General features: G+C 64.9%; 13 protein-coding genes and 1 pseudogene. 5 read left to right on the forward strand and 9 right to left on the reverse strand.

Features of this window, described 5'->3' with window-relative positions:
- Nucleotides 1-158 precede the first annotated feature (158 nt).
- Nucleotides 159-362, forward strand: a complete 204-nt coding sequence (locus WAW17_RS14425; protein ID WP_422333637.1) for a hypothetical protein — start codon at nt 159-161, stop codon at nt 360-362.
- Nucleotides 363-581: 219 nt separating this feature from the next.
- Here the strand turns inward: WAW17_RS14425 and WAW17_RS14430 are convergent, their stop codons facing one another.
- From WAW17_RS14430 to WAW17_RS14445, 4 genes are all read right to left on the reverse strand, one after another.
- Nucleotides 582-722, reverse strand: coding sequence for a hypothetical protein (locus WAW17_RS14430; RefSeq protein WP_422333638.1), 141 nt, complete (start codon nt 720-722; stop codon nt 582-584).
- A 126-nt stretch (nt 723-848) separates the two neighbouring features.
- Nucleotides 849-2,285: a DUF1254 domain-containing protein gene (locus WAW17_RS14435; protein ID WP_422333639.1), complete on the reverse strand. Its 1,437-nt coding sequence runs from the start codon at nt 2,283-2,285 to the stop codon at nt 849-851.
- 129 nt (nt 2,286-2,414) lie between these two features.
- Nucleotides 2,415-3,857, reverse strand: coding sequence for a DUF1254 domain-containing protein (locus WAW17_RS14440; protein WP_422333640.1), 1,443 nt, complete (start codon nt 3,855-3,857; stop codon nt 2,415-2,417).
- A 242-nt stretch (nt 3,858-4,099) separates the two neighbouring features.
- Nucleotides 4,100-4,480 carry a type I restriction enzyme endonuclease domain-containing protein gene (locus WAW17_RS14445; protein ID WP_422333641.1) on the reverse strand — a complete coding sequence of 127 codons (381 nt, stop codon included), beginning with the start codon at nt 4,478-4,480 and terminating at the stop codon, nt 4,100-4,102.
- Between WAW17_RS14445 and WAW17_RS14450 the strand changes: the two genes are divergently transcribed.
- Together WAW17_RS14450 and WAW17_RS14455 are read left to right on the forward strand one after the other, a co-directional pair.
- Nucleotides 4,465-4,692: a type I restriction enzyme endonuclease domain-containing protein gene (locus tag WAW17_RS14450; protein WP_422333642.1), complete on the forward strand. Its 228-nt coding sequence runs from the start codon at nt 4,465-4,467 to the stop codon at nt 4,690-4,692. The genes WAW17_RS14445 and WAW17_RS14450 overlap by 16 nt on opposite strands.
- 101 nt (nt 4,693-4,793) lie before the next feature.
- Nucleotides 4,794-4,940 (forward strand): hypothetical protein, encoded by a 147-nt coding sequence (locus tag WAW17_RS14455; RefSeq protein ID WP_422333648.1) that lies wholly within the window; start codon nt 4,794-4,796, stop codon nt 4,938-4,940.
- A gap of 181 nt (nt 4,941-5,121) precedes the next feature.
- Here WAW17_RS14455 and WAW17_RS14460 read toward each other — a convergent pair whose 3' ends face one another.
- From WAW17_RS14460 to WAW17_RS14470, 3 genes are read right to left on the reverse strand one after another with little or no spacing between them, the layout of a single operon-like run.
- The gene (locus WAW17_RS14460) at nt 5,122-5,805 is read right to left on the reverse strand and encodes a DUF998 domain-containing protein (RefSeq protein ID WP_422333643.1); all 684 of its coding nucleotides are present in this window, start codon (nt 5,803-5,805) and stop codon (nt 5,122-5,124) included.
- A 37-nt stretch (nt 5,806-5,842) separates the two neighbouring features.
- Nucleotides 5,843-6,250 carry a very short patch repair endonuclease gene (locus WAW17_RS14465; protein WP_422333644.1) on the reverse strand — a complete coding sequence of 136 codons (408 nt, stop codon included), beginning with the start codon at nt 6,248-6,250 and terminating at the stop codon, nt 5,843-5,845.
- A gap of 34 nt (nt 6,251-6,284) precedes the next feature.
- On the reverse strand, nt 6,285-6,665 hold the full coding sequence (locus tag WAW17_RS14470; protein ID WP_422333649.1) for a hypothetical protein: 381 nt from the start codon (nt 6,663-6,665) through the stop codon (nt 6,285-6,287).
- Here WAW17_RS14470 and WAW17_RS14475 point away from each other — a divergent pair.
- Nucleotides 6,628-6,810: pseudogene (locus tag WAW17_RS14475) on the forward strand (MBL fold metallo-hydrolase); the annotation flags it as partial. The gene WAW17_RS14470 and the pseudogene WAW17_RS14475 overlap by 38 nt on opposite strands.
- 167 nt (nt 6,811-6,977) lie before the next feature.
- Here WAW17_RS14475 and WAW17_RS14480 read toward each other — a convergent pair.
- Nucleotides 6,978-7,100: a hypothetical protein gene (locus WAW17_RS14480; RefSeq protein WP_422333645.1), complete on the reverse strand. Its 123-nt coding sequence runs from the start codon at nt 7,098-7,100 to the stop codon at nt 6,978-6,980.
- A 43-nt stretch (nt 7,101-7,143) separates the two neighbouring features.
- Here WAW17_RS14480 and WAW17_RS14485 point away from each other — a divergent pair, with 43 nt between their 5' ends.
- Nucleotides 7,144-8,235 carry an SDR family oxidoreductase gene (locus tag WAW17_RS14485; RefSeq protein ID WP_422333646.1) on the forward strand — a complete coding sequence of 364 codons (1,092 nt, stop codon included), beginning with the start codon at nt 7,144-7,146 and terminating at the stop codon, nt 8,233-8,235.
- Between the two features lie 33 nt (nt 8,236-8,268).
- Here WAW17_RS14485 and WAW17_RS14490 read toward each other — a convergent pair whose 3' ends face one another.
- Nucleotides 8,269-9,279 carry an SDR family NAD(P)-dependent oxidoreductase gene (locus WAW17_RS14490; RefSeq protein WP_422333647.1) on the reverse strand — a complete coding sequence of 337 codons (1,011 nt, stop codon included), beginning with the start codon at nt 9,277-9,279 and terminating at the stop codon, nt 8,269-8,271.
- Nucleotides 9,280-9,453 lie beyond the last annotated feature (174 nt).

A 9,453-nucleotide genomic window follows, 5' to 3' on the forward strand; every position in this document is an offset into this window, starting at 1 on the left:
CTGCACGAACCGCCTCCTCGGCTGCACCGCCGGGCGGTCGGGACTAGACCATCCGAGGAAGGACGTCACCGAAATGGACGAAGTCAGTGGTGCGATCCGATTCCTGTCCGCCTTCACCGCGATCGAAAACCATCTCAAGTGGAAGCTCCAGACCGACGATGGCCCGCACCGGCTTCGTCAGGATGGCCGAGGAATACGCCCGGCGGTACCGCACCCAGTTGGACCTTCCGGCTTTGCGCACCTTCGCCGACCTACGCAACGCGCTCGTCCACCACGATTACTACGGCGGCAGACCCAACGAGACGCCCACGTTGGCGATGGTCATCGGCAATAGCCAGCTCGTCGAGGCAAGGCATCGATAACGTTGCCGACAACCTCCGGCTTGTGCCCCCAGTGAGATCGCCTGGCCGCGACCGGCAGACTTACGAGGGTTCGTCGAGAACGACGCCTTCCAGTCGGAGAGCGCGGCGATGCGTTGCGCAGTCGTCACTGAGTCACTGGTCAGACTCATGTATGGATGCTACGCACCGGCTACCACAACCTGTCCTGCTCGCGCCCTTCGCGAGGCCTATGAATTGACCCTAGTTCCGCTCGTCGAGGACGCGGTCCACCGTGGTGGTCGGCAACCAGACATCCGGTCCGAGGGACCGACGCAGTCGTCGTCGCACATCCGCGAGCAACGTTGGTTCGCGGTCGAACCGGTCGAGTTTCCCTTCGCGCACGCCTACATTCTCCCAGATGACGCCGTGTGGCACTGACCCAGTTGATTCGGTGAAAGGGACGGCATGCGCTCGCGCCCGGCGAAGCCCGAGGAAGTGACCGTCGGCCCCGCCGCCCTTGGCGCGCCGTTACGACACCAGCTCGATCTCTCCGGGCCGCCAGGCCTTGTCGAACCACGGCTCGAGCGGGCCGTAGAGGCGCAGGGCGACGAACCAGCCCTTGCCGGGGATGGTCTGGATCCAGTTCGTCTCCTGGCCGGCCGGGGCCTCGGGGCCGAAGTAGATGTCCACCGACGCGTCGGGGTTGACGGCGATGTCGGGCTTCTGGCTGCTCAGGCTGGGGAACTGCTGGTCGGTCTGCAACATTGTTCGGGTCTGTGGGTCGTAGACGACGATCGACCAGAAGTCCTTGGCCGGGATCGGTCCCGGCAGGCGAAGCCGGTAACTCTTCCCGCCGTCGAGGTATTGCCCGGCCCCATCGTGATAGGCCATGCTGTACTGGGAGCCGACGCCGACCATCTTCACCGCCATCGCCGGGCTGATGCCGAGCCCCATGTAGTAGAACAGCGCTCGCGCGTCGAGGTCGAGGACACCGCCCGGCGAGAACTGGTAGTCGTTGCCGATCCAGACAAGCTGCCAGGCGCTGTCCGGGTAGTGGTAGGCGTCCTGGTTCCGCGCGCTGAAGACGAGAGCCCGGGCGGTCGCGTTGCCGACGGCAGCGCCCTCGGCCAGGATGCTCCTCATCCGGTCGTCCGGCGCGAAGGGTGTGCCCTTCCGGATACCGATCGCGGCGAGCAGCCCGCGAACCTCCGGGTCGGTGGCTTCGAGGGGCTCCTCCTGAACGACCGGCACGACCTCGTCGAAGAACGTCACGTCGTTGGCGTGGATGGTGTTGAACAAGGCCCCGGAGATGTTGACGAAGCTCGTTGCGGGCGGATCCGCCGCCTCGGCCAGCGGATAGATGCGTAGTTGACTCTTGACGCTGTCCGCCGCCGCTCGCACGTCGCCGCCGACGATGAACGCGCGGACACCGAGCAGGTTGCCGTAGGTACGGGAGCGCAGGACGAAGTAGCCCGCCGGCACGTCGCCGGAGTAGTCCGGGGGGAGGAGCAGGTACGTGCCGCCCTGGCCTCGGTCCGGACCGGCGTTGCCCACATCACCGACGTAGCGCTGCCAGAAGTCGTCGATCATGCCGAGCGCCCGCGGCGGCACCTCGATCACCAGCGGGCCTGCCTTCGTGTCGAGCCAGCCGATGGTGTAGATGGTTTCCGTGTTGGCGGTGAGGAGCAGCGTGTGCGAGTCCATCAGCGACTCGGTGATCAGCATCGTCTGGTTGTCGGGGCCGAAGGTGCGGATGCCCGCGCGCGTCGCGGAGAGTGACGCCGCCGGAAGGGCCGTGAGGAACGCCTGCACGGCGCGTTGGAAGTCAAGGTTGTCGTAGACCATCTGCACGGTCGCCTCGTCGGGCAGGCCGTCGAAGAACCGCAACGTACCTAGTCGGGTCTCGACACTGTTCGGTGTGGTGATGGACGGGGGGATGTCGGTGACCATTTTGTATGTGCTCATCAGGTGCCTCCGATTGAGATCTTCGCTTCAGCTTGCCGGTGTTTTGGTCGCCATCGGTTTCTTTGGTGAGCTGCAACTTTCTTGCCCCCGCGTTCGGTCCCAAGCCGAAATTCAGGCTGTTCCGGCAGCTTACGGCTTCATCTCGATCTCGCCCGGTCGCCAGGTCTGGTCGAACCACGGTTCGAGCGGGCCGTAGATCCGCAGGATGATCCACCAGCCCTTGCCTGGGATGGTCTGGATCCAGTTCGGCTCCTTGCCGGCCGGTGGCTCGGGGCCGAAGTAGATGTCGACCGAGCCGTCGGGATTGACGGCGATGTCTGGCTTCTGGCTGCTCAGACTGGGGAACTGCTGGTCGGTCTGCAACAGCGAGCGCGTCTGCGGGTCATAGACGATCGCCGACCAGAAGTCCTTGGCCGGGACGTCCGGCGGCAGGTGAAGACGGTAGGCTTTACCGCCGTCAAGGTAGTGGCCAGCACCGTCGCGACAGCTCCAGGCGTACTGGGAGCCTATGCCGACCATCTTGATCGTCATCGAGGGACTGATCCCCCAGCCGACGTAGAAGAGATACGTCCGCGCGTCGATATCCAGCACGCCACCCGGCGAGAACTCGTAGTCGCCGATCCAGCCGATCTGCCAAGCGCTGTTCGGATAGTAGTAGCCCTCCTCATTCCGCGTGCTGAAAGCCAGCGTGCGGGCGGTGGCGTTGCCGACGGACGCGGCCTCGGTCAGGATCCGCCGCATGCGCGGGTCGGGCGCGAATGGCTGATCCTTGCGGATGCCGATGGCCGCGAGCAGCCCACGCGTCTCGGGGTCGATCGCGTCCAACGGCTCTTCGTGAACAACCTCAGCGAGCGCCTCGTAGAAGGATGCGTCGGTGGGGTGGATGACGGTGAATGCCTCACCGGAGATGTTGACGAAGGTCGTTGCGGGCGGGTCTGCTGCTTCGGCCAGCGGGTAGGCGCGGTAGTGTCGTTTCGTGTTCTCGACTGCGGGCCGCAGGTCACCGTCGACGATGAAGCCGCGGAAGGTCAGCAAATTGCCGTAGGTTCGAGAGTGCAGGACGAAGTAGCCCTCGGGAATGTCGCCGGTGTAGTCCGGGGGCAGCAGCAGGTAATTCCCGCCTTGGCCCTTGTCGGGACCGGCGTTGCCGATATCGACGACGAAGCGGCCCCAGAAGTCGTTGACAAAGCCGAGTACGCGCGGCGGCACCTCGATCACCAGCGGGCCTCCGTGCGTGTCGAGCCAGCCGAAGTTGTAGATCGTCTCCGTGTTCGCCCCATGCAGCAATGTGCGGGAATCCAGCAGCGTCTCGGCGATGAGTACCGTTCGGTTGTCGGGGCCGAACTTCCGGAAGCCCGCGCGCAACGCGTGGTGTGGCGCGCACGGCATGGCCAGGAGGAACGCCTGCACGGCGCGCTGGAAGTCAAGGTTGTCGTAGACCGTCTGCACGGTCGCCTCGTCGGGCAGGCCGTCGAAGAAGCGCAGCGTTCCCAGACGCGTTTCCACCGCGTCGGGGGTCGTGATGGATGCCGGGATTTCGGTGGCCATCCTCGGCCGGGCGTGCACTGACATCGGGATCCTCCTCTGGTATCCGTGTCGTGGCCGGCGGCTCCTCGATGGCTCGTCCCGTGCGCCCGCCGCCCGGCATGTCGTAGGTACCGTCGAGCAGGTCGGATCTGGGGGCGCGTCCGGTTGCAGAGCTGACCGGGTCGGTTGGCTTCTCGTGCTGTGTAGAAGACCAGCTGGTCGTCTATGACGAGGAAATTGCCTTATCGAATTCTAGATGTCGATCGTGTTCGGGGCGAGCCTCTTTGTTAGAAGGCGACCTCGTCACCACGCAGGCCGAGTTCGTCGTGGCGTTTCTGGTCGTCGCGGATTTCCTTGGCGAGCTCGACCAGCTCGGCGATGATCTCGGCGGTGGTCAGCGACTTGTTGGTGTAGCGGTTGACGGCGTCCTCAACCTGTTCGGAGAACTTGCGGGCCTGGACGATGTTAGTGCGACGGATGGTCGTGATCTCGTCGTTGATGAGACGGCGCAGCAGGCCCATCTGGAGGTTGGGCTTCTCCTTGTCGGCCAGGGAGTCGAGGAACTCATCCGACAGGGTCGACAGCTCCGGGGTCTCGACCCCGGCGAGTTTGTTACGACGCCATCGTTCAGAACGACTCCGCCGTGCTGGAGATGGGGGACGCGACACTGAAGAAGATGACCCACGAGCTAGTGAAGGCCGTGCGCTCCAGCGCGACCATCGACTGGAACCTCAAGAACAGCGTCAAGGCCGCCATGCGCTCCAAGGTGCGGCGGCTCCTGGCCAAATACGACTACCCACCGGATCACGAAGAGAAGGCGATCGAACTCGTCCTCCAGCAAGCTGAGCTGTTCGCCGGGACCGGAATAGGCCCAGATTAGGATCGGCGTGTTCCACGCTCCGGTTGCCGCCGACTGCATATAAACCTGTAGGCACTCGTCGGCGCGTCCGTCTCTCCGTCCAGTCCGGGCAGTCCAGCACGGTGTCCGGGATCGTCAACGATCCGAACGACTGGTGCGACGAGCACAACGACCCGCGCTACATCGTCGAGCTGGTGAAGCGGATCGTGACCGTCAGCGTGGAGACAATGAAGATAGTCGACAACCTCCCGGAACTCCCCCGGAGCTAGATGGAGAACAACGAGCTTCCGATGGAATCTACGGCTATGGGGGGATGGATTGTAATCGACCATTCGGAACGCACCCCCAATGGCGAAGGCAGCTCTCGCGAGATGACTGCTCCTTAGCGGGTTCATGCCTTTCGGGAACGAAGGATGTCATCGCGCTCCACCGTTGCGTTCACTTGCTCACTCACGACTGCGAGCGTGGCATATAGACGGCCACGCCAAGAATGACGAGCCATATCGACATCGCCCCGACCTGGACTCGTTGGGCGATGCCGAGGGCATAGTCGCCGGGAAGGTTGTCGGCGATGAGCATCCAAGCGGTGGTCAACGATGCGATCACGAGCACGGCCAGCCCGAAGACCCGCAGGACTGGCAGCATTCCGTAACGAAATGCCGCCCAGCTGAACGCGATCATCGCCACGAAGATGGCATTGACTGCGATGGTGCTCGTCAGCGCATGAACGTGGTGCAACTGCGGGAAAAGCCCGCTCGGTTCGGATCCACAGGATTGCACCGGCGTTGGGATGCAGCCGATCGGAAGTTGTGCATCGGCGATCGTCGCGCCACCGAAAACGAGCAGCGCGCCCCAGCCGACGTTCGTGAGTGGTCGTCGACGCAGCAGCAATAGTGCGCTCAATGACGCCGCGACGAGTAGTGCACCCGTCAGCGTGTCCGCCGTCGAGAACAGCTCGCGGTACGGCTGGCCGAGGCCATCGAGTTCGCTGAGGAACGAGTTGGTCGGATTAAGGCCGGTATCGAGTACGAATTCGAGCAACCACGAGGAGTAGGCGATGCCGGCGATCGCGATGGCGAGAGCAAGCACCGTTCGCACGGTTGTGCCTTCGCGGGAGTTCGACTGCACCGTCATCACCGGTAAGCGTAGTTGGAAGCGAAGAGCTGGCTGTTCACGCCGGATGGGTGAGAGCCCGCTGCACCTTGTCTGCCGCCGCGGACACCGGCTCGTGCTCCCAGATGCGTACCACCTGCCAGCCTTCTGCGGCCAGCCTTGCGTCGGTATCGCGGTCTTGAACCACGTTCGCCGCAAGCTTGTCGGCCCACCATTCTGCGTTGTTCTTCGGGGCGGTGGCGTGTTCCGGACAGCAGTGCCAGAAGCATCCATCGACGTAGACCGCGACGCGTCGCCGTGGGAAGACGAGGTCGGCGCGGCGACGCAGTCCACGCAACGGTGCCCGATCGACGTAGAACCGCGCGCCACGGCGATGCAGCTCGCGGCGCGGCGCAATCTCCGGCGCGGTGTCCCGACGGCGTTGTTTGGCGAGCCGGGCGCTCGTGACGGGATCGGTCGACGGCACTACTCCACCGTATGCCGGTACGCGAGTGTCCTGACTAGTCTTCGCTGTCGGGTTCCGACCAGGTGGGGGCAAAGCGATTGCGCCGCTCGACTTCTCCATGCACGACCGCGGTGAATTCGGCGAAGGAAAGCGTCGCGGACTCCGGTGGACGACCGTTGCGTGGCGGTGGGTCGTCGACATCGAAGAACCGAACTGCGCCATCCGGGTCGTAGAGCCCGATATACACCTTCTCGAATAGGTCGTAACGGGTGTCCTCGGCACCGAGATCCACCCACAGCTTGTCCGGTCCGCCAAGTACCGGACGCTTACCGCGTCCTGACCGCTTCGACAGCGTCGTGACGTGATGGGCGAACGACGACTTGCCAACGTCGCTTGGCTTCCCGGGAGGTGTGGGAAAGACCGCGGACGCAGGCAAGTTCTTCTCCTTGCTGTCCGACGTGGAAACGAAACTCTTCGCGCGGTACCCCGACAGCACCGTCGTCTACCCCGGCCACGGTGACGACACCACGCTCGGCGCCGAGCGACCGCACCTCGGGGAGTGGCGCGAGCGCGGTTGGTGAGGGCGAGCCCGGTCTCGTTCACGAACACACGGGCCACGTTGGCAACTTCAGCTCCGGAGTGAATGCGTTGTTCGTGGTGGAAAGTCGGTAGCTGCCGCTCCTCATTCCGACCGGCTACTGTCGTGTAGGTAGCCTCCCGAGAAGCTGACCCGAGAGGGGACATGAACTCAGGGCAGCCGCACCGGTCCCTCGGCGACCCGGCGCAGCGAACCGGGGGTACGCGCCAGCGAGAGCGGTGTCGTGACCCGGCGATGGCGTAGCTCGAGAACGATGGCGTAGCTCGAGAACACTGTCGCTCATCGCGGTTGTCCGACCAGACCGAGGAGTGAAGCGATGACCGTGTTCATGACCGGATTCCCCGGTTTTCTCGGCAGCTCGTTGCTACCGGGCATCCTGCGACGCACGGATGGCGCGGCGATCTGCCTGGTGCAGTCCAAGTTCGCCGGAATGGCGGAGCGACGTGTGGGTGAGCTCAGTGCCGTCGATCCCTCGCTACAGGGACGGATTCGCCTGGTCGAGGGCGATGTCACGCAGCCCGGACTCGGTCTCGGCGCAGATCTCCTCGACGGAGTCACCGAGGTGTGGCACCTTGCGGCGGCATACGACCTGGCAGTGCCCCGTGAGGTAGGAATCCGGGTCAACGTCGGCGGCACGCGCAACGTTCTCGACGCACTCGAACGCTGCTCGACGATCCGCGCTGGATCGTTGACGCGCCTTCACTACTTCAGCACGTGCTACGTCAGCGGCCGCTACGCCGGTCCATTCGGCGAGGACGACCTCGAGGTCGGTGCGCCGTTCAACAATTACTACGAGGAGACCAAACACCTCGCAGAAGCAGACGTGCGCCGTCGGATGGCCGCGGGGATGCCCGCCACGATCTACCGCCCGTCGATCGTCGTCGGTGACAGCCGCACGGGTGAGACCCAGAAATTCGACGGTCCCTACTTCATCATGCAGTGGCTGTTGCGTCAGCCACGACACGCGATCCTGCCAGTGGCCGGCGACCCGGCGATGACGCGCGTGAACGTCGTGCCGCGCGACTTCATCGTCGATGCCGTGGGGTATCTGAGTGGGCGATCTGTCTCCGAGGGCAAGACCTACCACCTCGCAGATCCACGGCCGCTCACCGTTGACGAGATGGCGGACGCACTCGCCCAGGCGACCGGCCGGGAGCTGATCAAGATTCCGCTACCGCGGAAGCTCGCGAAGGCGTCGCTCGCACGCGTTCCCGGGCTCTACCGGCTGATGCGGATACCGCCGGAGGCGGTCGACTACTTCGCTGAACCCACCCACTATCTGACCGACCATCTTCGTGCCGACCTCGCCGGCAGCGGGATCGAGCCTCCTCCGTTCCGCAGCTACGTCGATCGGCTGGTGGAGTACATGCGCAGCCATCCGGAGGTCGGCTCGGCGGCAATGTTCTGAACGCCTGTGGCCCGGACTCGGCCGATGGACCGGTCAATCCGGTGCCGAATCCACCCCTGCCCACTCGTCCGGCGTGCCGGTCATCGCGGTCACCTGCTCGAGGAAGCGCGCCACCTCGGCCGGGTCTTCGGCACGCTGCCAGCCGAAGGTCGTGGGGCGCTGAGCCCTGTCATGCCAGAAGTGACCGGGCTTCGAATCCGGCCGCGTCGCCACCAGCCACACCGCCGTGTCGGCGCCGTCCGCCGTGTCACGCAGCAGCGGGCGGGTGATCTTGCGAAACGTGGGCAGGTATTCGGCAACGCCCGGGGTCTCCACCCAGCCGGGATGCATGCTCTCCACGCGGATGTCGGCGCCGGCCAGCCGCCGTGCCCACGCATCGGCCAGCACCACCTGCATCTTCTTGGTGCGGGCGTAGGCGCGCACGCCGTTATAGCTGCCCACCCGGTACTCCAGGTCGTCGGACTCCAGCGCCGAGCTGTACATGCCTCCCGACGACATGAACACCACCGACGATCCGCCCGCCGCCCGCAGAAGTGGGAGCAGCCGCTCGGTGATCAGATGCGGGCCGAGTACATGTGCGGCCAGCTGTACCTCATGACCCTGTGGCGTCTCCGCGCGCTCCTTCGGCATCGAGCCCGCGTTGTGAATCAACCCGTGTAGAACGGTGATCCGATCGGACAGACCGTCGGTCCAATCTCGAATGGCGGCGAGGTCGGACACATCACAGATCTCCTCGATCACCACCGCACCCGGTACCGCGGCACGCACTCCGTCGGCACTGTGCCGCACCTTCCGCTCGTCTCGACCCAGCAGGTGGACCGTCGCCCCCAGATCGGCGAACGACCGCACCATCGCCTCCCCGATACCCGACGTGGCGCCGGTGACCAGCACCCGTTTGCCCGCCATCGAACCCGGTTCCGGATCGGCCGGCCACCATCGACTGCGGACTTGCGAACCGAGCTTCGTGTAACCCAGGACGATCGAGCGGTCGAGCGCCGCGTCGATCAGGCCGGTCACCGTCGCGGTCATCGCCGAGAAGTCCATGGTGGCAACGGTAGCCCCGCCGAGCCAACCTGTGCTGCTTCGCTGCGCGGCGTGCACCAGTACCGTGACGATCGCCGCAGCGGCCTTCGTCTCATACTCGAAGGCCGGCGTCCATCAGGGGCTGGCCTGACTGCGTGGCCAGGTGCATGATCGACACGTAGCGAACCGCGGGCG

Origin of the sequence: Rhodococcus sp. (in: high G+C Gram-positive bacteria) (assembly GCF_049286785.1) — a bacterium.
In the GTDB taxonomy this organism is placed as follows: Bacteria; Actinomycetota; Actinomycetes; order Mycobacteriales; family Mycobacteriaceae; genus Rhodococcus_F.

Bases quoted from the DNA above. Each gene is read 5' to 3' on its own strand.
- WAW17_RS14450 (WP_422333642.1), top strand. From the start codon at position 4,465: ATGGGGGACGCGACACTGAAGAAGATGACCCACGAGCTAGTGAAGGCC.
- WAW17_RS14440 (WP_422333640.1), bottom strand. From the start codon at position 3,857: ATGTCAGTGCACGCCCGGCCGAGGATGGCCACCGAAATCCCGGCATCC.
- WAW17_RS14490 (WP_422333647.1), bottom strand. From the start codon at position 9,279: ATGGACTTCTCGGCGATGACCGCGACGGTGACCGGCCTGATCGACGCG.
- WAW17_RS14425 (WP_422333637.1), top strand. From the start codon at position 159: ATGGCCCGCACCGGCTTCGTCAGGATGGCCGAGGAATACGCCCGGCGG.
- WAW17_RS14435 (WP_422333639.1), bottom strand. From the start codon at position 2,285: ATGAGCACATACAAAATGGTCACCGACATCCCCCCGTCCATCACCACA.
- WAW17_RS14485 (WP_422333646.1), top strand. From the start codon at position 7,144: ATGACCGTGTTCATGACCGGATTCCCCGGTTTTCTCGGCAGCTCGTTG.
- WAW17_RS14460 (WP_422333643.1), bottom strand. From the start codon at position 5,805: ATGACGGTGCAGTCGAACTCCCGCGAAGGCACAACCGTGCGAACGGTG.